Annotated in this window: 20 protein-coding genes; 5 read left to right on the forward strand and 15 right to left on the reverse strand. The window is 38.5% G+C overall.

The annotated features are described in order from the left end of the window. Positions 1 to 138 precede the first annotated feature (138 nt). The 3 genes from SJY38_RS16490 to SJY38_RS16500 form a co-directional block, all read right to left on the reverse strand. On the reverse strand, positions 139 to 1,482 hold the full coding sequence (locus SJY38_RS16490; protein ID WP_377110275.1) for an ATP-binding protein: 1,344 nt from the start codon (positions 1,480 to 1,482) through the stop codon (positions 139 to 141). A 78-nt stretch (positions 1,483 to 1,560) separates the two neighbouring features. Then, positions 1,561 to 2,565 carry a tyrosine-type recombinase/integrase gene (locus tag SJY38_RS16495; RefSeq protein WP_377110276.1) on the reverse strand — a complete coding sequence of 335 codons (1,005 nt, stop codon included), beginning with the start codon at positions 2,563 to 2,565 and terminating at the stop codon, positions 1,561 to 1,563. Positions 2,566 to 3,166: 601 nt separating this feature from the next. After that, entirely contained in the window at positions 3,167 to 4,579 is a 1,413-nt protein-coding gene (locus SJY38_RS16500) for an FGGY-family carbohydrate kinase (protein WP_377110277.1), read from the reverse strand. A gap of 378 nt (positions 4,580 to 4,957) precedes the next feature. On the opposite strand from SJY38_RS16500, the gene SJY38_RS16505 reads away from it, so the two are divergent. Beyond that, positions 4,958 to 5,737 (forward strand): DeoR/GlpR family DNA-binding transcription regulator, encoded by a 780-nt coding sequence (locus SJY38_RS16505; protein ID WP_377110280.1) that lies wholly within the window; start codon positions 4,958 to 4,960, stop codon positions 5,735 to 5,737. Between the two features lie 110 nt (positions 5,738 to 5,847). On the opposite strand, the gene SJY38_RS16510 is transcribed toward SJY38_RS16505, so the two are convergent. The 9 genes from SJY38_RS16510 to SJY38_RS16550 all read right to left on the reverse strand — a co-directional run bounded on the left by SJY38_RS16510 (position 5,848) and on the right by SJY38_RS16550 (position 14,259). Then, complete coding sequence (locus tag SJY38_RS16510; protein ID WP_377110281.1) at positions 5,848 to 7,218, reverse strand: NAD(P)(+) transhydrogenase (Re/Si-specific) subunit beta; 1,371 nt, start codon at positions 7,216 to 7,218, stop codon at positions 5,848 to 5,850. Between the two features lie 9 nt (positions 7,219 to 7,227). Continuing rightward, positions 7,228 to 7,503: an NAD(P) transhydrogenase subunit alpha gene (locus SJY38_RS16515; protein ID WP_273606506.1), complete on the reverse strand. Its 276-nt coding sequence runs from the start codon at positions 7,501 to 7,503 to the stop codon at positions 7,228 to 7,230. After that, positions 7,500 to 8,666, reverse strand: coding sequence for an NAD(P) transhydrogenase subunit alpha (locus SJY38_RS16520; RefSeq protein ID WP_377110282.1), 1,167 nt, complete (start codon positions 8,664 to 8,666; stop codon positions 7,500 to 7,502). The genes SJY38_RS16515 and SJY38_RS16520 overlap by 4 nt, the downstream gene beginning before the upstream one ends. Before the next feature lie 209 nt (positions 8,667 to 8,875). Then, positions 8,876 to 9,706: a 5-dehydro-4-deoxy-D-glucuronate isomerase gene (kduI, locus tag SJY38_RS16525; protein WP_377110283.1), complete on the reverse strand. Its 831-nt coding sequence runs from the start codon at positions 9,704 to 9,706 to the stop codon at positions 8,876 to 8,878. 56 nt (positions 9,707 to 9,762) lie between these two features. Next, positions 9,763 to 10,536: a glucose 1-dehydrogenase gene (locus tag SJY38_RS16530; protein ID WP_377110285.1), complete on the reverse strand. Its 774-nt coding sequence runs from the start codon at positions 10,534 to 10,536 to the stop codon at positions 9,763 to 9,765. Positions 10,537 to 10,575: 39 nt separating this feature from the next. Continuing rightward, positions 10,576 to 11,868, reverse strand: coding sequence for a TRAP transporter large permease (locus SJY38_RS16535; protein WP_290175064.1), 1,293 nt, complete (start codon positions 11,866 to 11,868; stop codon positions 10,576 to 10,578). Continuing rightward, a complete protein-coding gene (locus SJY38_RS16540; protein ID WP_377110286.1) occupies positions 11,865 to 12,368 on the reverse strand; it encodes a TRAP transporter small permease in 504 nt (167 codons plus the stop codon). The genes SJY38_RS16535 and SJY38_RS16540 overlap by 4 nt, the downstream gene beginning before the upstream one ends. After that, positions 12,365 to 13,351: a TRAP transporter substrate-binding protein gene (locus SJY38_RS16545; protein WP_377110287.1), complete on the reverse strand. Its 987-nt coding sequence runs from the start codon at positions 13,349 to 13,351 to the stop codon at positions 12,365 to 12,367. The genes SJY38_RS16540 and SJY38_RS16545 overlap by 4 nt, the downstream gene beginning before the upstream one ends. Then, positions 13,348 to 14,259, reverse strand: a complete 912-nt coding sequence (locus tag SJY38_RS16550) for a sugar kinase (protein WP_377110288.1) — start codon at positions 14,257 to 14,259, stop codon at positions 13,348 to 13,350. Before SJY38_RS16550 ends, SJY38_RS16545 begins: the two co-directional genes overlap by 4 nt. Positions 14,260 to 14,599: 340 nt before the next feature. Between SJY38_RS16550 and SJY38_RS16555 the strand changes: the two genes are divergently transcribed. Further along, a complete protein-coding gene (locus SJY38_RS16555; RefSeq protein ID WP_377110289.1) occupies positions 14,600 to 15,433 on the forward strand; it encodes a DeoR/GlpR family DNA-binding transcription regulator in 834 nt (277 codons plus the stop codon). A gap of 45 nt (positions 15,434 to 15,478) precedes the next feature. Here the strand turns inward: SJY38_RS16555 and SJY38_RS16560 are convergent, their stop codons facing one another. Both SJY38_RS16560 and SJY38_RS16565 read right to left on the reverse strand, forming a co-directional pair. Beyond that, a complete protein-coding gene (locus SJY38_RS16560) occupies positions 15,479 to 16,150 on the reverse strand; it encodes a hypothetical protein (protein WP_377110290.1) in 672 nt (223 codons plus the stop codon). A gap of 201 nt (positions 16,151 to 16,351) precedes the next feature. Next, positions 16,352 to 17,314: a class 1 fructose-bisphosphatase gene (locus SJY38_RS16565; protein ID WP_377110291.1), complete on the reverse strand. Its 963-nt coding sequence runs from the start codon at positions 17,312 to 17,314 to the stop codon at positions 16,352 to 16,354. A 330-nt stretch (positions 17,315 to 17,644) separates the two neighbouring features. Between SJY38_RS16565 and SJY38_RS16570 the strand changes: the two genes are divergently transcribed. Next, positions 17,645 to 18,550 (forward strand): LysR family transcriptional regulator, encoded by a 906-nt coding sequence (locus SJY38_RS16570; RefSeq protein WP_377110292.1) that lies wholly within the window; start codon positions 17,645 to 17,647, stop codon positions 18,548 to 18,550. Positions 18,551 to 18,613: 63 nt separating this feature from the next. Here the strand turns inward: SJY38_RS16570 and SJY38_RS16575 are convergent, their stop codons facing one another. Next, positions 18,614 to 20,068, reverse strand: a complete 1,455-nt coding sequence (locus SJY38_RS16575; RefSeq protein ID WP_377110293.1) for a sulfatase-like hydrolase/transferase — start codon at positions 20,066 to 20,068, stop codon at positions 18,614 to 18,616. Between the two features lie 127 nt (positions 20,069 to 20,195). Here SJY38_RS16575 and SJY38_RS16580 point away from each other — a divergent pair, with 127 nt between their 5' ends. Together SJY38_RS16580 and SJY38_RS16585 are read left to right on the forward strand one after the other, a co-directional pair. Next, complete coding sequence (locus SJY38_RS16580; protein ID WP_377110294.1) at positions 20,196 to 22,979, forward strand: family 78 glycoside hydrolase catalytic domain; 2,784 nt, start codon at positions 20,196 to 20,198, stop codon at positions 22,977 to 22,979. Next, positions 22,966 to 24,417: a sulfatase gene (locus SJY38_RS16585; protein WP_377110295.1), complete on the forward strand. Its 1,452-nt coding sequence runs from the start codon at positions 22,966 to 22,968 to the stop codon at positions 24,415 to 24,417. The genes SJY38_RS16580 and SJY38_RS16585 overlap by 14 nt, the downstream gene beginning before the upstream one ends. Positions 24,418 to 24,420 lie beyond the last annotated feature (3 nt).

A 24,420-nucleotide genomic window follows, 5' to 3' on the forward strand; every position in this document is an offset into this window, starting at 1 on the left:
CCCCGGTGTATAGCCGATAATTTAAATAGTAACCGTTTAGAGAAAGAAGTATAAAAGTAGATTTTAGTATGATGGTATAGTAATTGTTTTAGTTACCTTTGCTTAAATTAGTCAGGTATTTAATTGTTAGGGGCAAGATCATGCTCCCTTTTTAAACTCATTCTGAATATCATCTAAATTGTCTAGTGAAAACCCTCTATATGAAACTCTATAGCCCTTTTTGTTTAAGTTCTGCAGTAAACTCTTAGATTTTAGTATTAGTTTAGGCTCACTATACTTTTTGTATTGGCGCTTAACTTCAGCGATTAAAATTTCTTTATCTAAATCGTTAATAGCAACAATATCGATTTCATCTTCACCTTTACTATTCCAATAACTACCAATATTGTTAAATTGCTTTGATTCTATAATAATAGCTTTAAATAATTCCTCTAGCTGGGTACCCGAATACGTATCAAAGTCCCTATATACTATGCGTCTTATGAAGTCGTAGTTCTCTATTTCAACCGCACTTCGGTTACTATATATAAAACGAAACCAAAAGCTTAAAAATTCATCTGCAATCTTATAGCGAATGTCTCTAGAGTTTTCTTTTGCAGTAATCGGTCTGAGCTTAGTAATGATATCAAAATCTTTTTCTAACTTATCTAAGTGTACGCCGACACTCGTATCTAAATAACTCTCTATTCGGGGCCGGCTATTGTAGCCACTGGCTATAGCACCTAAAATATCAAAATATGCACGGTGCTCAGAGCCAAAATCTTCCACAAGTCGATGCATCCCCTCTTTTATTAAGGGCGAACCATTTGAAATTAGTGTGTCAAAAGGTGAACTACCTGCATTAGTTAGCCACTCAAGGTATTTAGGTATGCCGCCAGATAAACACCACCAAATAAGCATATCGTTTGGCGTATATTTATCATTATCCTTCATAATTGCTTTTATATAATTCGGCGCCAAAGGGTTAACTTTAAAAAAGTAATCATCACGGTTCAGTAATGGCTGCTTTTCATCCTTAAAGATTCTTGTCATTAAATTGTACATAGACCCGCAACAAACCAAATGCATCATCGATTTATTTTTGTATTCGTCCCAAAGGTTTTGTAAATCTGAAAATAGGCTATTATTTACTCGTTCAATATCCTGAAATTCATCAATAACGACAGTAATAGGTGTATGTGTGGAGTAATCGAGTAAGTATTCATATATATCTTTCAAAGACTCGGGCTTAAAAAACTTTGTATTCAATTCATTTTGCAATATAGCTGAAAATTCGCTGACTAACGCACTCTCAGATTTTCGACTTACAAATAAATAAAGGTGTTTCTGCGCAATACCTTGAAAAGCCTCATTAAGTAAGCGTGTTTTTCCAACACGCCTACGACCAACAACGACACTTAACCGACCTTTAGATTGTCCTATATCATCAGAGATCGTTCGTAACTTATTAAGCTGAACTTCTCTATTATAAAACTTTTGCATACACTAGCCCCTCAAATACACTGTAATTAATATTACAGTAAATTTTATTACGGTAGCAATAATAAGTATATATCAATATTAAAACAAGCTATTTAAAACATCCTCGTAAGCTTTCTCTTCATCATTAACAATATACAAAGCCGTTGTAACTTCTTTCGCATGGCCTAAAAGCTTACTGATACGACTAATTTTGACTCCTTTATCATCAAGCCAGGTCGCGTAAGATCGCCTTAACGAATGAGGGGCAACTGTGTTGTACTTTCTGCATAGCTCATAAATTGCATTTCCTGTTAAAAAGTTATTTTCTCTTATAGAAAAACTCCCGTTCTTGGATACTTTTATGAAAATCGGGCCGCTAAGTATGCCTCTTATATTTATCCAGTCCTCTAAAGCAGCTTTAGTCACAGGATGAAGCGCTACATACCTTTCTTTGTTACCTTTACCAACTATCTTAATGTATTGAGAGCTAATAAAAATAGTACGTCGCTTGCTTATTTCTATATCTAAGGAGGAAAGCTGAATATTTGCCAGTTCATTTCTTCTGAGCCCAGTACCTATCAATAAGTGAAAGATGGCTTTATCTCTTATCAGTTTTACTTTATTAAATGGGTTGCTAGTTTCAATGCGTAGAAGTAAAGCTTGAAATTCATTTCGGTCAATTACTTTATGCTTTTTTATACGTGAACCGGTAGAACCTTTAACTTTTAAAACTCCATCTAGCTGTAGGCGAGATATTTGGCCAAGTAAATATGCGTGTTCGCATACGCTTTTGGCTATAGAGACGTAAAGTGAAATGGATTTTGGTGAAAGACCTTTATCTTTTAGTGTATGAATTAAACTATTTATATCTACAGATGTTATTTCACGCCAATTAATATCGTAAAAAGATGAATAGTTATTGTGTTTTGCTATTGCTTGTAAGCAACGTATCGCTGTTTGTTTTGAGGTATCAGCATTCAATGAATGTATATAGTTAAATATCGGACATTTATTATCAACACGTACAGTATGAATTAAATTCTGTTTTGTTGCTGGTAATTGCTTTACATCATGGTCCATAATTTTTTTTAACCTACTTTTCATAATGCACCCAATTTCCTTCAACATATTAATCTACATATTTATACACTTAAAAATTACTTGTGTAAACGTCCATTTACACCAATTACATTATTATGTTAAATTGATGATTAAATGCTTTTTATCACACATTACCCTAGTATATTTTAATTAAATAAACGCCATTAAAAAAGTAAAGTAGGGTACGGAGAATAAATAAAATATAAAAAGAAAAGCGATCTTTGCCATTACAAATTTTTACTAACTTGGAGTTGCAGGGGGGTTACATGAAAGCAGTTAGTGTGCTCAAAAATCTCATTCATAATGGCTAAACTTAATATTGTTTTATTCTGATATCTACTACCTTTTTAAACTACTGGTAGCAACCTTCCTATCTGCGTCAAAAAATATTATAAAAACAATGAACCACATTAAACTCAACTTATAAAAGTAGAGTCCAAGCCTCTAAAACACCTTAATTACAAAGCGGATTTTTACTAACCTATCTCAATAGTTGCTCACATTTTGAGGTTGAGGCACATTTAAAACCATTAAGTGCATTCGCCCGCCTAAATTACACCTAAAAATAATAATAAATGGGCCTCAGTAGATTAAAACCTGATCCCTATAATACAGTAGACCTAGATTCAGCATATTCTCGCCACTGTTTCTTATACCCAGAAAGGTTACTAAGCTCAGTAGTTGACGAGGGTTCACATTCAATTTCACACTGAACATTGCCCCAATCAGATAAATAACCAGCACCTTGTACTGTCCCTGTAGAGTCCTTTGAGAGAATCACTTTGTTATTGTCTCTTAACTGATTTAAAACAGCGCATAATAAAGGGTTTTTCAAAAAAGCGCCTTCGATAAAAATGTCGCCTTTGGCACCCAACATATCCAGCTGGTAATCTATCATTAAAGCACTGTAAATCGTTGCTAATGCAATACCGCTTACTTTATCTGTATTGGTAGTAAAACCACACATAGCACCTCCAAATGGGCCACTTCCATTACTGAAGTCAGGCAATGCAAACACTTGTTGATCAATCACATTTTGAATGTCGTCAACATTAAATTGCTCGCCAAGCCACGAGCCAGCTCGCTCACAAATAGCTTCAAATTCTCTGCCGCCCATGAAGCGAGCACAAGCAATCGGCTCCTGCATAGCATCAATATTAGCGAGCATATCTTTATCAGCATCAAGGTTACTGAGTGGGACCTGAGATGACATTAAAATAGTCCAAGTTCCAGTCGATACTACGGTGAAAGGTGCTTTATTTTGGGTCAGTTTATATCTTAAAAAACTCGCGTTACTATCATGAATACCGTTAAAAAAGTGGCATTGTGGGTCAAGTCCAAGCTCAGCTATAAGTGAAGATGATACTTTGCCACAATTAAACCAAGCGGGCTTGATATCAGGAAGTAATTTCTCACATCCTAAATAATCCACCAAAGAGGAGTAGGTATTACTCTTAATTGACCATAGATCTGTATGGCAACCCAAGGATGTTATTTCATTTACTCTTTGTCCGGTAAAGCGCCATACCCAATATTGAGGATACATGAGTATATCCGTGACCTTTGCAAACTCAGTAGGGAATTTTGTTTTAAGCCAATATAATTGGCGACCTAAATTCAATCCAGCTGGTAATGACGGTGAAAAAGTATCATTGAATGGAGGCCGAATACTTTCATATTCAGGAATTTGCTCATAAACATCTGCGTATTCATAATCCAGAATAGGGAGCACAAGACCATCGGTACCTATCGAGTTACGATCAATCAACGCCGCAGTAGCACCATGCGTTGTTATATTAATCGCATTGATTCTGTATTTTGGTGTGATCTCTTTAATACCAGCAATCAGCCAACCCCAAATCTCGCTTGTATTAATACTAGGGAAATATCCTTCCTTTATTACTGTATTTTTCATTTGTTTGGAAAATACAGAATTATATTTATTATCTAACACATGCAGTTTTACATGTGTTTTACCTATATCTATTACCAAAGAATACAGCGTCATTTCAGTCATTTTTATTACTTATTATTAATGTAAATAGAAACACAACTCATCTTTACCAATGCTTTTGTCAACTAATTTTGGTCCAAAACGCGTTAGCATAGCTAAGACAAGATATTATATGCATCTTAGTTTACACACATAGCAATTGATTGCAAATGATTAGTTTGGACTGAATTTGAGGGAAAAATAATTTTCTTGGGGGAATGTATTTTAAAAATAGCTGTTCCGCTGAATAACGAAATTCATTTACTAGATGGGAAATTTGACCATGTAACTATCCGTAAAACCTATTTTTTTCCTTTTTAACTTATATAGTGATAAACTTTTGATACTGTATATGTATTATGAAATACATATAGCCCTTTTTGGTAAATGGAATAGTTATAAATGTTAGAAAAACATAGACAGCAGCTGATTAAAGAAATTGTAGATCGCGAAAGTTTTGTTAGTGTAAAAGTTTTAACTGATAAATTATCTTCATCTGAAGCAACCATTCGCCGAGACTTAACAAAAATGTCTAATCGCGGAGAAATTGTTAAAATCAGAGGCGGGGCGGAGTCAAACTCAAATAAGAGAAAAAATATCCAAAGCTCAGCGTTTGAGATAGACAAAACAAAACGAACAGATACAAAAAAACTTATTGCGAAAAAAGCTGTTGAATTATGTGAAGATAATGACTCTATTATCATTAACGGGGGCAGCTCAACCTATATGATGGGCGAATATCTGACTGATAAAAACCTCAACATACTGACAAACTCATTCGTTTTAGCTAATTTCCTTTCAGAAAACAGTGATAATTTAGTTTCACTGCCGGGAGGAGAGATTTATCGTGAGCAAGGCATTATATTAAGCTCATATGAAAAAGATAATACTGAGCATTACCGTAGCTCTAAAATGTTTATGGGTACACCAGGTATTGGAGCATTTGGAGTAATGGAATCAGATCCATTACTGATACTTTCAGAGCAAAAGCTTAAAAAGCAAACAGATAAACTCATCATACTGGCTGATAGTAGTAAATTAGGTAAACGAAGCAATTTCGTTTTCTGTTCACTCGAAGAAGTCGATGTACTTATTACAGACTCCAAGGCTGACAAAGAAATAATTCGTTATTTTGAAAGTAAAGATATAGAAGTGATTGTTGTCGATTCTTTAGATAGCTAAGACAAAGACTGACCTCTATTTATACTCAGTAAATTTCGTACTAACTTTCAAAATATTTTTAATATAGCTATAGCGTTCTTAGCTTAAGCACGCTATAGCTAAAATTGTAACTAATCTGCAAACTGTCGAACTAAAGTATTTAATGTCTCTTTTGCATCTCCAAAGATCATACGACAATTTTGTTTAAAGAATAACGGATTATCGACTCCTGCAAACCCTGTGGCCATACCACGCTTAAGTACAAACACGTTTTTTGCTAAATCCGCGTTAATCACCGGCATACCATAAATAGGACTGCCCACCATCTCGCGTGCCGCCGGGTTGACCACATCATTAGCACCAATGACTATAGCAACATCAAATCCTTCTATCCGTGGATTAATTTCGTCCATCTCAAACAATTGCTCATACGACACATCCGCCTCCGCTAACAGGACATTCATATGCCCCGGCATCCGTCCTGCTACAGGGTGAATCGCATACGCCACTTCTGCACCATTGTTTTCCAATAACGCTTGCAGCTCTTTCATCGTATGTTGAGCTTGCGCCACCGCCATACCGTAACCCGGAATGACCAGTACTGATTGTGCTGCTTCTAACACATAAAAGGCATCATCTGGACTCAGTGGCTTTATTTCACCTTCGATTTTCATCTCATTCGAGTGCACTTTTTGAAAGCCCGACGTCAACACATTCACCAATGAGCGGTTCATCGCCTTACACATGATATTTGTTAAAATAATACCACTGGCGCCCACCAACGCACCGGCCACAATCAGTAGGTTATTCTCCAGTGCAAAGCCCGCTGCACACGCCGCCAACCCTGAGTAGCTATTTAGCAATGAAATCACCACCGGCATATCCGCACCACCAATTGGCAGTACTAACATCACGCCCATTAACAGTGCCAACCCAATCGCCACGTAGTGCCAAGTGGCTATCTCCGGTTGTGAAACAAGTAAATACCCTGACGCTGCAATCGCAAGAATAAGCACCACATTCGCAATTGCCTGACCTTTAAAAACTATCGGTCGACCCACTATGCGCTCACTTAACTTCGCCCACGCAACAACACTCCCTGAAAAGGTCACCGCACCTATCAGCAAGGCTAAAAAACTCACTATCAGCACAAACACACTGGCTGACGCATCATTCACAATGGCCGCATACGCCACCGCTAAACTCGCTAAACCACCCACACCATTAAACAATGACACAAGCTCTGGCATGGACGTCATTTCCACTTTCTTCGCCGCGAACACCCCCACCGCTGAGCCAAGCACTATCGCCCCTAAAATAAACTCAAACGAGATAATCTGCTTGTCTAATAAAGTCACCACCACGGCTATTAACATCGCAAGCCCTGACAATAGGTTACCTTTTCGCGCTGTAGACGGATGGCTTAATAGTTTTAAGCCAAAGATAAACAGCAAAGCGCACAACACATACACGCCGTTTATAAATACTAAATAATCAGTCACCTTTCTCTCCTAGCGCTTTTTAAACATCGCAAGCATGCGGTCAGTCACAAGATAACCACCCACCACATTGACCGTCGCTAACATGACCGCAGCAGCACCTAACCATGTAGCAAGCGCGTGCGATTCACCGCCGGCCAAACTTAATGCACCAATCACCGTGATACCCGATATCGCATTCGCACCCGACATGAGTGGGGTATGTAATGTCGCAGGGACTTTACGAATAAGTTCAAAGCCCACAAAGATGGCGAGCATTAATATAAATAAAAGATAAATACCGGTCATGATGCTTGCTCCACTGGTTGAGTCTCTTGTTGCGCTCGTAGCTCACTGATTGTTTGATTGGTTATATCGCCTTGGTGCGTAATGACCGCACTCTTTTGAATGTCATCTTCAAGGTCAATCGCAAACTGCTTACTGTCTTTTTGCCAAAACTCACTCACGAGATTAAACAGGTTATTGGCGTACATTTGTGAGGCATTAAGCGCCACTTCATTTGACCAGTTACCTGTACCAATGATTTTTACCCCCTCAACAACGGTGGTGTCACCCGCCACTGAACCTGCTACATTCCCTCCACTCTCAGCGGCCATATCCACAATCACTGAGCCCGCTTTCATTAACTTAATCGCCTCGTGATTGATTAACAACGGCGGTTTACGACCAAACAGTTGTGCTGTCGTGATAACAATGTCTGATTGCGCTATACACTGCGCTTGCGCCGCCTGCTGTTTCGCCATTTGCTCTGGAGTCAGTGCTTGTGCATACCCTTGCGCGGTTTGCCCCGTATCACCTAAATCAATGTCTAAAAACTTGGCGCCTAATGAGCGCACTTGCTCTGCAACCACCGTACGCGTATCAAAGGCGGTCACTGCCGCACCTAAGCGTTTTGCCGTTGCTATGGCTTGCAAACCCGCCACACCCGCGCCAATGATAAATACTTTCGCTGGCTTTATGGTGCCCGCCGCTGTCATCATCATCGGCAAAATGCTTGGTAATTCCGCTATGGCTTTTGTCACCATCACATACCCCGCCAAGCTGGCTTGCGAGCTCAGTGCATCCATCTTTTGGCAACGCGTGCTACGCGGTATCATTTCCATGCTAAAACTGGTGAGCTGGTTTTGACACAATAGGTCCACATACTCGTGGCTATTGAACGGATCTAAAAAGCTAATCACGGTTTTATTCTTTGCGTGTACAATATCCTCGGCCGGTAACTTATCAACCGATAAAATCACATCCGCTTGCGCTAAAATCTCAGCCCGCTCTGTCAGCACTGTGGCGCCTGCATTTACGTACTCTTCATCCGTGATATATATACCGTCGCCAAGCCCTGACTCAACAATCACGTCGGCCCCTAACAACACATACGCTTTGACATTCGCGGGCAATAACCCACACCGCCGCTCTCGGCTAGCAGCCTCTTTTAAACACACTATTTTGGCCATAAATTTTCCTCATTCCTAAATTTAAGGTGCAACAATTCCTCCAACACTCGCTGTCGGATAGAAGATAAATACCCACTCAGTGGGCAACGTAGGGTGACCCCCAACCAACAAAGCTAAGTGATAGCTTTGCCAAAACAGGTTGGAGATATAACGTACCGGCGGTCGCCGGTACGTGGCAGGCGAACGCTTAGTTAAGATGCATCATCTAATTAACGTAATGCACTCACCTCAATGTGGTCCATATCATCGAACTCTTGGTTTTCACCACCCATCGCCCAAATGAACGTATAGTTAGACGTACCTACACCGCTGTGGATTGACCAGCTCGGTGACGCTATCGCTACTTCACTTTCTATTGGTAGTGTGCGCACTTCCGTTGGCTCACCCATTAAATGAAATACTTTTTCATCTTTTGGTAGGTCAAAGTACATATACACTTCGGTACGTCTAAAGTGAGTGTGCGGTGGCTTGGTGTTCCACACACTGCCCTTTTTAAGCTCTGTGATACCCATCACTAACTGACAGCTATCCACAATACCTGGGCGAATTGATTGGAAAATCGTGCGCTCATTCGAGGTCTCTTGAGAGCCAAGCTCAATGAACTTCGCCTTACTTTTTGGGACGTGCACGGTCTTAGTAACACGGTGTGCAGGATACGACGCTAAATAAAACTTTGCTGGATCCGCTTCGTCTTTCGATGAAAACACCACTTCTTGGCTTTCTTTAGCAATATAGAGACTATCGCGGTTATTCATTGGGTACTCTGTACCATCGACGGTAATAACTCCTTCGCCACCAATATTTATCACACCTGCTTCACGGCGTTGACAAAAATAGTCTGCGGCCAGCTCTTTATGCGTCGGTAAGACTATCGGCTCACCTGCGGGTGTAATACCGCCAATCACAGCACGGTCAACATCGGTATACGTTAAATTAATCTTACCAGCTTCAAATAATGGTGCGGTCACAAACGCATCGCGTAGCTCATCGTTACGCATTGTCTTGTAGCTTCTAATATCCGCTGAGAACATAAAGTCCATAATTGCCCCTTTGTATAACTTGTTTATACATTTGAAAAAATTTAAATAATATTGGCTTATCGAGCCATCCAGCCGCCATCGACTAACATGACATGACCATTTACATAATTTGCTGCATTACTTGATAAAAAGACTGTCGCCCCTGCTAGATCTTCTGGCTTACCCCAAACACCGCTTGGAATACGAGCCGTAATACTCTCATGACGTTCTTTATCTTGACGCAAGTTATAAGTGTTATCTGTTTCGAAGTAACCGGGTGCGATTGCATTTACCTGAATATTGCTCGATGCCCATTCGTTTGCTAATGCTTTTGTTAACTGTGCTACACCACCTTTACTCGCTGCATAAGCTGGCACTGTAATTCCACCTGAGAAGCTCAGTAATGATGCGATATTGATGATTTTACCAGAGCCTTGTTTAAGCATGTGTTTACCCGCTTCACGACAAAATTTAAACACACCATTTAAATTTGTATTGATCACTTCATTCCAATCATCATCTGAAAACTCATGCGCTGGTGAACGTTTAATCGTACCGGCATTATTTACTAAAATATCTATACGCCCGAACTCACTGATTGTATCTGCAACGGCTTGCTTGATTTGCTCGCCATCACCTTGATCACAACCAAGCGCCAAACAGCTCACACCCTTCTCTTTTAATAAAGAGATAGTACTTTCAACATTTTCAGCCTTTGAGCCAATGGCTACAACTGTTGCGCCAGCTTCACCCAAGGCAATTGCCATTGCTTGACCTAAACCACGGCTAGCTCCGGTAACAACTGCAACTTTATTTTCTAAACCAAACTGTTGCTGTAAATATGTGTTCATTACTAAATTCCTATTAAACGGTTTAAATAAAAGGCCTTCTTAGATTAAACCTAAAAGTTGAGGTAAAAATTCACTAATCGAAGGAAAGATTGTGACTAAAACAAGTGCAACTACCATCGCCACATATAATGGCAATATGGGTTTAACAATTTGACTGATTGAAACTTTACCAATACTACAGCCCACAAATAGCACGCTACCTACCGGAGGTGTACACAGCCCTATTGATAAATTTAAGATCATCATGATGCCGAAGTGCAAAGGAGAAATACCTAAACTTTCAGCAACAGGTAGAAATATTGGTGTAAATATCAATACTGCAGGAGTCATATCCATAAAGGTGCCTATCAATAACAACGTAATATTAATTATTAATAAAATAACTAATGGATTCTCTGATAATGCTAGAAGTGTTTGGCTAATTGTTTGTGGGATCAACTCATAAGACATTAACCAAGACATTGCAGATGATGCACCGATTAATAACATCACAATGGCGGTTGTATTAACGGCTTTAAGTAAAATTGGATAAAGGTCTTTGTAGCTTAGCTCTTTATAAAAAACTAAAGACACAACCAATGAATAAAGTACAGCAATTGCGCCAGCTTCCGTTGGTGTAAAGAAGCCTCCAATAATTCCTCCGATGATCAAAACAATCAAAAATAGGCTTGGAATAGCACCAAATAAAGAAGGCCAAAACGGTCCGATAGACTCATTAGACAACGGCTGAATATTTTTACGTTTAACATATATTGCAGCGCCAGCGATGAGTAACAATGTCACTAAAAGGCCCGGTAAATACCCTGCAATAAACAAGGCTGCAATCGAAACCCCACCACTAGCAAGTGAGTAAATGATCAAAATATTGCTTGGCGGTATCAACATACCTGTTGTGGCAGCGGTAACCGTCACAGCTGTGCTAAATGGTTTGTCATACCCTTCTTTTTTCATTGCCGGGATCATAAAACCACCAATAGCTGAAGTCGCTGCTACGGCAGAGCCAGATATAGAACCAAAAAGAGCACATGAAATGACGTTTACAAATGCTAAGCCACCTGGAAGTCGACCAACTAACACTTTTGCAAATTCAATCAACCTAAGTGCAATACCACCTTGCCCCATGATATACCCAGATAAGATGAAGTAAGGAATAGCGAGCAATGCGAAACTATCTATACCTGCTGTAAGCCTTTGGGCGATTGTAGTAAGCGCAGGCAGTGTATCAATTGTCGCTAACATTGTTACTAATGTGGCAAATATAATAGCCAATGCTATCGGTAAATTAATTAACAGCAAAAGAGCAAAAACACCAAACAAAATGACACTAGTCATATGATGTCCTCCTGCTCAACTGAATGACTTGGAGCATTGAAAAAGAAATAAGTGCTATAGAGTAAAAATAGCAATCCACTTAGGGGTAATACGGTATACACACCGGCCATTGGTAAGTTCAAAACTGCCGAATGCTGACCCAAAGTCCATGTGATGTGTACTAAATTGAGGCCACCAATTATCAACACAGTGATCGCAAATATAGCCACTAATAGACAACACAGCTGAAAAACAACTTTAGCTTTCGCTGCCGACAAGTTCCTTACTATCAGATCAAAGCCTAAGTGGCTTTGCTCTCGGTAAGCATATGCCCCTCCGAGTAAACTTATCCAAATAAGTAAGAAACGAGCTACTTCTTCAGTAAATGAGCTTGGCTGAGGTAATACAAACCGTGTTAGAACCTGCCAAGTTACATCAATGACTAATAGCGCCATCATTAAAGCTAATAAAATCCGTAAAAAATGGTCAATTGTGTGTAAGACGTGCTCAAACTGTTTCACTGCGGCTCTCCCATAGCTTTTATATCTTTAATCAGAGGTTCTAGTATCGTACCCTCTAATGATTCATAAATAGGGCTTACGCTGTCTTGAAACGGTACTTTGTCTGCAGTAATGACTTCAACACCCGCTTCTTTTACTTTTTGTAAAGACATCTGGGTCGACTCTGCCCAAAGAACTTTCTGATATTCCGTAGCTTCGCTCATTGCTTGGCTTAACCATTGTTGCTCTTGTGGTTTAAGTTTGTTCCACACTTTTGTACCAATAACGATTACGTCAGGAATAGAAGTATGTTCATCTAATAAATAATACTTACTGACCTCATAATGCTTAGAAAAATAAAAGCTGGGGGGGTTATTCTCTGCACCACCGACTATTCCTTGCTGAAGTGCTGTATATAACTCACCCCAACTAACAGTCGTTGCCGCACCGCCCATAGTGTTGACCATACTTACTGCTGTTTTACTATTCATAACTCTTATTTTTAGCCCCTGAAGATCTTCAGGCTTCTCTACTTTTCGCTTCGTAGAGTAAAAACTACGACTACCTGCATCAAAGTATCCTAAGCCCTTTATCAAAAAGGGAGTACCAGCATCAAGTAAATCTTGCCCAAGTTCACTATCTAAAGTTTTCCAATAATGTTCATGGTCGTTAAATAAATAGGGAAGGCTAAAAACTTTCATTTGTGGTACAAAAGCTTCAAGCGAACTCGCCGAAACTTTCGTCATTCCCATACTACCAATTTGGAGAAGCTCAAGAACCTCACGCTCAGTTCCTACTTGAGCTGACGGATAGATAATCAGGCGCATAGTCCCCCCTGATAATTCTTGAAGAACTTCATTCATATACACAAGCGACTTATGAACCGGGTGCTTAGTATCTAAATGATGAGCTAAGCGAATTGAAGTTTGAGTATCATCCTTGCTACCACACGCAGATAAAAGAAAAAGAACAAAAATAGTAGAAGCAAATCTAAAAAATTTCATAAATCACCACCTAATAAACATATATCGCGATTTATGATGGCACCTTTATGCATGATGACCGTACTAGCACATTGCTGCCCAGCCTTAATACAAGCTTCGTTGTTTAGACCTTGTAACTTAGCAGCTATATATGCTCCATTGAATGAATCACCCGCAGCCGTTGTATCAACTGGAGTTAGTACTGTTTCTAATGGATAAAATGTACATGCTTTATCTTTATAAAAATGACAACCGTGGTGACCATTCTTCACAACAACTTCCGAAGTGCCTGAATCCACCCAACGAGTAATACAATCTTCTATTGAATGGGTTCCATATAAAGCTTTTTCATCATCAAAGCTCAGTAATGCAATATCGGTTAACGACATCATCTTTGTAAAAACCTCTATTGCATCATGAGTACTCATCCAATTATTTATACGGTAATTATTATCAAATATTACTATTCCGCCTTCCTTTCGGTATTGCGATAGGCAATTAAATAGCGCAACTAAATCATCTTGAGGGTAAAGGGAAAGAGTTATTCCGCTTAGGAATATCATTTCATAAGATTTGATTTCATCTAATATGACAGGGTAATCAGAAAGCATTGTGCGGGCAGGAGAGTTTTGTCTCCAATAGTTAAAGTAACGCTCACCATTTTCATCATTATTAATAATATATAGGCCAGGCAATTTACTGTTTTTAATTCTTACATGGTTAATACCCACACCTTCACTGCGCCAAGCGTCCAGCATATTTTGGCTGTAGGGATCATCACCTAATACTGAAAAGTAATCGGCTTCGCCATTGCATCGACATAAATAAATAGCAGTATTTAAAGTATCTCCGCCGAAGCCTATTTTATATTGGTCATCACTTTGCTGACTCAATTCAATCATACATTCACCTAGTACAGCTACTTTCACAATTACATCCTTAGATTAAATCTACATAAGCCACTATCGATAATTCACTGCTTTAGTATTCTTATTGTTCAAGAAGTATTTAGCTGAATGATTCTAACTGCAGGTTATGTGATTGTAAATGACTATATTGAGCGATAATGACTGAAAGTAATATTTTTGTCAAACTCGTGAATTTTATATTAAGTGTTTTTATTAATAAAAACGCCGGCTCACCTACTGGTCACTACGAAAAAAAGTTGGCGCCCCGCATTAAAAATCAAATAGTGTCAAAATATGTCTTTTATGGTCAGGTATGGTATAGTAACTTCACTAATTTTTTTAAGGTGAATTTCGAATTAATATGAACAGATCTTCTGCAAGTACTACGACTAGTGAACAGCCCCTGCCTATGCTTGAAAAGCATAGACAGCAACTAATCATAGATATTTTAGAGCAGCGCCAATTTGCAAGTGTAAGAAGCCTAACTAAAATTCTAAATGCTTCAGAAGCGACAATTCGACGTGATATCACTAAAATGTCTAAGCGTGGGCTTATAAATAAAATTAGAGGGGGCGCTGAATCTATATCGGGAGAAAAAAAGAGAAAAAACATCTCAAGTTCTTCTTTTAACATAGATAAAACTAAACAGGCAAATATTAAAAAGTTAATTGCAAAGCGGGCTGTAGAGTTATGTAAAAATGACGAGTCCATTATTATTAACGGTGGTAGCTCTACGTATATGATGGGTGAATACCTATGTAATTTACAATTAAATATACTGACGAACTCTTTTGTTTTAGCCAACTACATAACTGAAAATAGTGACAATCAAGTTTCGTTACCTGGTGGCGAAATTTATAGAGATCAAGGCATTATTCTCAGCTCATATGAAAGTGATACCACCGAAAATTATCGGGCTACTATGATGTTTATGGGCACACCTGGGATAGGGGAGTTTGGAGTCATGGAGTCAGACCCCTTGCTCATTAGATCAGAACAAAAATTAAAAAAGCAAACTGAGAAATTGGTTATTTTAGCTGACAGTACTAAGCTGGGTCAGCATAGTAATTTTATTTTTTGCCCGCTGTCTGAAGTCGACATTCTAATTACTGACTCAAATGCAGATAAGAAACTAATCAAAGACTTCGAAAGTCAGGGTATAGAGGTAATTATTGTACCCTGTGCTACACTCTAATCTCGAAACAGAAGCCCTTTTGTCTGGGGGCTTCCTCCATACTTATTACCAGTATACTCGCTCAAATCCTGTATTTCTTATGTAATCTCTGTTCTTAGGGTTATCTACTACTACGACTTCTAAAGATTCATTCGCTAATGACGCATCATTAAACTGAGGGTCATCGATAAACACTTTGTCAGGTACCTTGAGAGGATAGTTTTTTTGTTGTAAATATCTGTAAAAAGTATGTATTTTCACATCACCCATATTAAAACACTCTACGGAAAATTTTTCCCAATTAGTATTAGTTGCTAATATAATAAGCCTACTATATTCAAACTGACTAATTAGGTTTCGCTCCACTAAAGCTGCTGTAAAACCCCTTGCTGCCTCAATATAGTTAGCTGTGCTTAACACAATCAAATCGCAGATGTGTATACTTTGCCTGAGTGCAATAATGGCTTGTTTTGGTACAAAATCCTTATCTATTAAGTCCAGTGTTAGCCTTTTAGCTGTATTAAAAATCTTCTCTTGTGCATTTTCGACATCCCGGAGTAAACCAAGTGCACCCACAAGTAGAGTATGCGAGTTTGCATACGTTTTACTTTTTGCTTCCCACGCTAAAACCATCGCTTTGAAAGCCGTTGGTTCACATAGCTCTTGCATAACTAAGAACCATAAATCATTGCCACTTTTAGTTAAAGTACCGTCAATATCAAATATGTGAGTACGCAAACTCTATATACTCCAGTTTAAATACAATATATAAATCGGCATTATTTTCAGCCTCTTCATCTTCATAAACAAAACAAATTCCAATCATTTGGCATATCAACGATTTCCGTTTAACTTAAATAACCCTAAAAGGCACCTACAATCAACAAGCATACAACTAAGGCTTATAGCTAGCTTGACGAGAAATTTTTGTATTTAACGTTAAATAGTAGACTTATTATAATATTCAACCTGCTCTTTAGAGCCTATAGCTACGGGCACACGCTGATGAAGGGAAGTCGGCTCAATAGTTAAAATTGACTGACCTAAGCTTGTTGCTAAGCCCCCACTTTTTTCTACAAGTAAAGCAAGGGGGTTAGCTTCATATAGCAGCCTGATTTTGCCATTACTATTCCCGTTTCTAGTATCTTGTGGATACAAGAATAATCCACCACGACTAATAATGCGGTGAACATCACCTACCATAGCCGCATTCCATCTCATGGAAGAACCTGTAAATGCATCACTTTGATATAAGACCTCATCAAAATAACATTGAACCTTTTCTGGCCAGTAGCGATAGTTAGTAATATTCACTGCGAATTCTTTAGTTTTTCCCGGAATATCGAAGTTGTTTTCTGTTAACAAATAGCCTCCATGAGTAGAGTCTAGTGTGTAACAACGTGTTGGACCTCCTGTCGTCATAACAAGTAGAGTTGAAGCACCATAGAGGACATATCCGGCACACACCTGCTCTTCACCTTTTTGAGCAAATTGTAGCTCGCTATCATCAGGTACATCATCTTTTGCTTTGTATATTGTAAAAATAGTGCCTATTTGCCCATTAATATCAACATTAGACGAGCCGTCTAAAGGGTCGAATGCAACGATATAAGGTGCCTTTGGTGTAGCAGCAAGGACAAAGTCTTCTTCTTCTGAGGCTATGGCGCGAACAGAGTCATCATTTAGCAGCATATCTTTGAGTAGCTGGTTTGCGATAACGTCCAATTTTTTTTGGACTTCCCCCTGAATATTCTCATCTAAGGTTGAGCCAAGTACACCAGCAAGCGCACCTTGACTCACTCTAAAGGAGATTTCTTTAGAAGCTGCAAGAATTGTTCTAATTAACATGATTAGTTCAATGTTAACGTTGTCTTTTTTTAGAACTGGTATTAACCTTTCCAATTTTTCACCCTTTGTATTTTACTCAACTTAAAGCAGCTATAAAAAATTTTAGTTGTCAATTTTAAATACTTTTCATAGCAAGATGGTAATAAATCGCTTTAGCTCACTCACCATAAACCGAAGCTCATTTGGCATAAACAGCTTAAGTCGCCCAATATTCAATATCTTAAATATTACCCAGTTACTCACAATAAAAATCAAAAATAACTTCCTATTCTATGTAACTAACTGTTGATAATTAAAGAAGACAATATACTACCCATCCTTTTATGTGTATATTCACGATAAAGTTATAAACTGTTTCCAATAAGGTCATAATAAAGAGGGTTTATGGTAGGGGCTTCAGAATTAGCTATTTTTGCTATAGTTGTTGAGGAAAACTCATTTAGCCAAGCCGCATCAAAAATGGGGCTATCAAAAACAGCTGTTAGCAAAAAAGTATCTGCTTTGGAAAGTAAGCTAAATACTCAGTTACTCTACAGAACAACAAGGAAGCTGAGCTTAACAGATGCAGGTAAACTACTTTATGAACATGCAAAAGGGATTAATCAGCAAGCAAATGATGCATTTAGTGCAGTCAACGAGCTTTCCCAAGAGGTCTCTGGGCATATTGTGATGTCAGTACCTACTATATCAGGAGAGCTTTTGCTGGCCGATTTAGTTGCAAATTTTTGTAAAAAGTACCCTAAAGTCAGTATAGAATTGCGCTTGGAGAATAAACTTGTTGACCTAGTTGATGAAGGCGTTGATTTAGCAATAAGAACTGCAGTTTTAACAGACTCATCATTAATAGCAGTACCGTTATTGGATTCAAATTGGGTTGTTTGTGCATCACCAGAGTATTTAGCGAATGCAGAACCACTCGATGAAGTGAGCAACCTCGAAAAGCACAACTGCTTATGCTACGACCTGCAAGCAAATGGCAGCAATGAGTGGCGTTTCAGCCAAAATGGAAGTCAAAAATCAATTGTTGTAAATGGCAGTATGTCTTCTAACAATGCACTCACTTTAAAAAAAGCGGCACTGAACAACATAGGACTAATTTATGTGCCCAAATGCAGTGTTTATGAAGAATTACAAAGTGATCAACTTGTACAAGTGTTGAAAAACTATAAAACCCGCTCTTTAGGTGTTTTTGCCGTGTACCCTTATACACGCCACAAACCAGAGAAGATTACATTACTTATCGATGATATAAAACAAGCCTACCTTTCCCTAAAGCATATTTTTAGTTAAGAGCACTTACTTGTACAAAAAATCAGAGGCTTCTTAGTAAAAGAAGTCTCTGATGGGCTATATTTATTGCCTACTATTTAAAAAATAAGCTCTTTCTTTAACCTCTATGGTTCTTTGATCTTCATACATTTTAATATATTCATCTGTGCGCTTACGAAAATACTCAACTTTAGATTTATACTCAGGAAGTGAAGCTAGATTAAATTTCTCTTGAGGATCTTCAATTAAATTATAAAGTTGTGAGTAATCATTTTTGTAAAAATCGACAAACTTCCAGTTGTCTGTTCGTACACCAACCATAGGGGGGATTGATACCCTTTTCGGCTGATACATATGCTCAAAGAAGAACTCTTCTCTCCATGAAGGTATCTTTTCACCTTCAACTAAACCAACTAAACTATTACCTTGATACGTTTTCGGTATTGCTACATTTGCATAATCTAAAATAGTAGGGGCTATATCGATATTAAGTACAGTTTCATCAATACTTACTCCTTTGTGTTCGCTATTTCGCGGGTCATGAATAATCAGAGGCACTCGAAGGTCTTCTTCCCAACCAAACCACTTACCAGCTAATTGACGTTCATTTAAGCTGTATCCGTTATCGCCGGTGTAAATTACAATCGTATCTTGCAACATCCCCAGCTTTTCAAGTTGACTGATAATTTGACCTACACCTTCATCAACCGCGCTGATTGCTCGATAATGACGTTTAATCATTTTTTGGTACATTGCGTCATTGGCATACCTGTACTCCCAACGCACCCTACCTATAGACTTCTTTAAAAAATCTGGTAACGCTGCAAATGTTGCATCATCAGATAACTTTGCCGGTGGGATCGTTATATCGGTATATAAATTTTCAAATTTTGCAGGGTAGTGATATTGGTCTGTCTTATCACTATCGAGTGCATGTGGATTCCAGAAGTTAACATTGAGTACCCAAGGTTTTGATGAGTCTTGGGCCCTTTCAATAAAGTCTTTTGCTCTTTGAGCGATATAATGGGTTTGAGGAATTTCGCTCCCTCTATAAGTGTTTGTTTTAGCATGTAGTAATGGCTCGAAATAATCAAACCTTTCAAAGTCTTCACCTGATAGCTTTATTTCATATTTGCCAACAAATCCAGAGGTATACCCACTATCTTTTAGCTTTTTTGGATAAATATTGTCAGATTCAATAGTACCGGTTGCTGGTCGACTAAAAGTAAAGTCGTGAGTTCGTTCTGTTAGCCCGGTCAATATACTAATACGGCTTGATGCACAAATAGGAGTAGTAACAAATGAATTAGAAAAGCTCACCCCCTGGTTTGCTAACGCATCTAAATTAGGTGTTTTTATAATAGGGTGATTTTTGCCTAGCAAATCCCAGCGATGATCATCAGCAAGAATAAAAAGAATATTGGGACGTTTATTAGTTGTTTTTTCAACATCCTCTCGGTCAGCTCCATGAGAGTTAAAGCCTATGGTAATTAAAGTTATTAAAAACAGTGTGTTTAAATACATTTTCATTTTATCCATCCAAAAATTTGCATCACTACTCGGATTAAAAAATCAAAACCAATCACCATAATGACTCATTTAGCTTGAAAATGACAGTTTTAATGTTACTGTAAAGAAATATTTTATTAACATACACACACAAAAAATGAATAAATCAAGACAACACTGTTTATTTAAGGTATTTTTTAAGCCGTTGATTATCATATCAATTATGTGTTTAAACGTAGCGTGCAGTAGTGAAAGAGAAACGCCCAGTTCTACACAAAAAGCCTTTGAATCAATTGCTGCTCCCATAGAGTTAAAAGTAGGTGAAGGTTTTGAATCACCCATTGGTTATTATGAAAGTAAACCTCGTTTTTCATGGGAAATAGCAAAAAAAACTCACTCGAATTTCCAGTCATCTTATCAAATCCAGGTAAGCACAACTTTAGACTTACTTTCTGAGCAGCCAGATTTATGGGATAGTAAAAAGGTAAACTCACCTAAGACTAGTTGGATTCAATACCAAGGGCAGCCTCTCTCTTCAAGACAAAACGTATTTTGGCGTGTTAAAGTTTGGGATGAAAAAGGCAGACCCTCCGAATGGAGTGAACCGCAAAGTATAGAGCTTGGGCTATTGACTAATAAAGATTGGCAGGCTCATTGGATCGGTCATCCAGAAACCAAGCAATCCAAAAAACCATCAAAGAGTACTATCGCTACCCCCCAATATTTTAGAAAGTCATTCAATATCAACAAAAATATAAACAAAGCGCGTTTATATATTACTTCTAAAGGTGTATTTAAACCTTACATTAATGGTAAAGAAGTTTCTAAAATTGACGTAATGACACCGGGTTGGACACCATATAGTAAACGAATAGAAACCCTTACGTATGACTTGACTGATAAATTAACACTAGGGGAAAACACTCTTGCATCAATATTAGCAGGAGGCTGGTTTTCAGCACGGATAGCCGATTTAAAAGAGACAGATCATACTCACTCCCCTCTTTTACTTGCTCAGCTTGAAATACAATTTACTGATGGCTCCAAACAAATTATCAAAACAGATGAATCTTGGAAAGTAACTCAAAATGGTCCTATTCGTTTTGCTAGTAATTACGATGGTGAACATTATGCACAAGCTTTAGAGCAGCCCAATTGGAATAAAAATGAATTTGATAGTGCTAAATGGCAAAGCGTGTACACACAAAAAATAGATCCAACTATTAAGCTCAGCCCAAAAAGGCACGAGCCTATACGAATCATCGATGAACTTTCACCTATCAAAATTATGAATATTTCAAAAGATAGTGTGGTATTTGATTTTGGACAAAACATGGTCGGTGTACCTGAAATAAAAATACCGGCATTGGCCAATCAAAAAATAAAAGTTGAATTTGCTGAAGCACTACATATGGGCGAATTTTATACTGATAACTATCGCAGTGCATTATCAACTAACTACTTCACCCCAACCAAATCTGAACGAATTACATACAAGCCAACGTTCACTTTTCATGGGTATAGGTACATAAAATTATCTGGGTTTGATACCTCAAAAACCCCCTCTAAGGACTGGGTAAAAGCGCTCGTACAGCATTCAGATATCAAGCTGTATGATAACTTTCATTCCTCTCATACTAAGTTAAATAAGCTTTTCGAAAATATTAACTGGGGCCTTAAAAGTAACTTTTATGATGTCCCCTTAGACTGCCCCCAGCGAGATGAAAGACTTGGATGGACAGGTGACGCCAATGCGTTTATTACGCCTTCAATGTACATGGCTGATGCGTATGGTTTTTGGTCGGCCTGGCTAGAAAGTATGCGTGAAGAACAAACTGATAATGGCAAAATTCCATTGTATATCCCGTATGTTGAATGGATAAAATGGACCTCTTCAGGCTGGGGTGATGCCGCCACTATTATTCCTTGGGAACTGTACATGATGACTGGCGACAAATCAGTTCTATCAGATAACTACAGTATGATGAAAAATTGGCTAAAGTACCACGAGAGCCAAAGTGATAATCTCATTTCTAACATGCAAACGTTTGGTGACTGGTTACAACCTTACCCGAAAGCGCAGGGGAAAAAAGCAAACCGAGGTGATACAGATTTCAGTTTAATTGGTACGGCATTCTATGCTCGTTCTGTAGAGTTAACGCTAAAAACAGCAAAAGTACTTAACCAGCAGGCTGATATAGAGCAACTAACGAAGTTGCATCAACAAATAAAAGCCGCGTTTAGAAACACTTTCTTTGATCAAAACCTAAAACCAAAAAAAGGTGAGGCCACGCAGACAGCTTATCTGCTTGCTTTGGAGTTCAATCTACTCGAGCAAGCAGAGGTTAAAAAAGCACAGCACCTACTTATTAAGCTCATCGATAAAGCTGACAATCACCTTCGCACCGGTTTCTTGGGAACACCGCTACTAGCATCAGCTTTGCAAAAAGCTGGCCGTAGCGATTTAGTCTATCAACTATTATTTAAAGAAAGTTATCCCTCATGGTTTTATTCAATCAACAATGGCGCAACGACAACATGGGAACGCTGGAACTCCTATTCATTAGAAAATGGCTTTAACCCACAAGGAATGAACTCTCTTAACCACTACGCTTATGGCACTATATCAAGGTGGTTCTATGAAGGAATATTGGGTGTTAAGCCTATAGAAGCAGGATTTAGAGAATTTAACGTTTCACCACAATTTTCTCATTATCTAAATCAGGTTAGCGGAACCATACCAACAACAAATGGTGCCATTGAACTCAATTGGACATTAGAGGGGAATGAAGCATCTATTTCTCTCACAGTACCAAAGAACTCCACAGCTATACTAGATTTGGCTCATTTAAATAACGTAACAATTTTAAAGCAAGGCAAAGCTGTTACCCCTAAGAAAAGATTAACACCTGGGGAGTACCTGATTAATGGCAAAATTTAATTATATAGCTGCATTACTAATGCTAGCGCTTACAGCATGCAGTACAAGCCAAACAAAACATGAAATGCATGGCAAAAAGGCTAAAGACCCCGTCAATATACTCGTTTTTTTGGTTGATGATTTACGTAATGATCTTGGCGTTTATGGTCACAAAGATGTAAAAAGTCCTAATATAGATAAACTGGCGAATGAAGGCGTAAAATTTACCAATGCTTATGCACAACAAGCGATTTGTGGGCCGTCTCGTGTCAGTATTATGACTGGATTACGTCCTGAGACGACCGGGCTTTATACAATTCGCAGGGATGGCCGCCTGCGCCCAAATCAACCGGATATTGTTTCTATGCCACAACTCTTTAAAGGAAACGGCTATAAAACTGTCAGCATAGGCAAGGTTTATCACAGTGTAACGGACGACCAAGAAAACTGGTCAACACATATTAAAAAGCTGGATAACTTTTACGCTATCGCTGAAAACTCAAAAGCTAGATTCGCATATGAAGCTGGCGACGTAGATGACAACTTTTATAAAGATGGCAAAGTAGCAACGGATGCAATCAATACTCTAAAACAACTTAAAGATGATAAATTTTTAATGTTTGTAGGCTTTAGTAAGCCACACCTCCCCTTTAATGCCCCAAAAAAATATTGGGGTTTCTATGATCGAGAGCAGTTCACAGTTCCAAGTAGAGATAAACCAGAGAATATGTATAGGCTAGCTCTCACCAAGTGGGGGGAGCTTCGCATGTATGGCGGCATTCCGAAAAAAGGTGATGTTGATGATGAGCTCACTAAAACGCTTATTCATGCTTACTACGCATCAGTAAGTTACATGGATGCACAAGTTGGCCGAGTCATGAAAGCAGTAGATGAAATGGGATTACGTGACAATACAATGGTCGTGTTTATGAGCGATCACGGATATAAATTAGGTGAGTATGGTGCGTGGAATAAACACACCAATATGGAATTAGATACAAAGGTTCCCCTTATTATCAGCCGTGAGTTATCACATGAAAACCGACAAGCAGGTGTAACATCAAGCGCACTTGTCGAAAACGTTGATATTTTCCCTTCTCTAGCTCAAGCAGCCGGACTCCCCACCCCTAACATAGATGGTAAAAGCTTATTAGCCTTAGCAGATAACCCTGACATGCCATTTAAGAAAGCTGCTTATAGCTTATTTAATCGTGGAAAAATCATGGGAGTGACAGTGACGGACGGCCTTTGGCGCTATACAGAATGGCGAGATGCTAAAACGCAACGGATTAAGAGTACTGAGCTCTACAATCACACAGCCAGCGTTGTCGCAACCGCTAATGTGTCTGGCCAGAGGCAATATCAAACGCTTGAACAAGGGTTAAAAACCCTTCTACATGAAAAATTTCCACAAGACGCTCCATCGTTTTATGAAAAACGTCACATAAAAAACAATTAAGAA

The organism is Pseudoalteromonas sp. R86517 (genome assembly GCF_042466295.1).
In the GTDB taxonomy this organism is placed as follows: domain Bacteria; phylum Pseudomonadota; class Gammaproteobacteria; order Enterobacterales; family Alteromonadaceae; genus Pseudoalteromonas; species Pseudoalteromonas atlantica.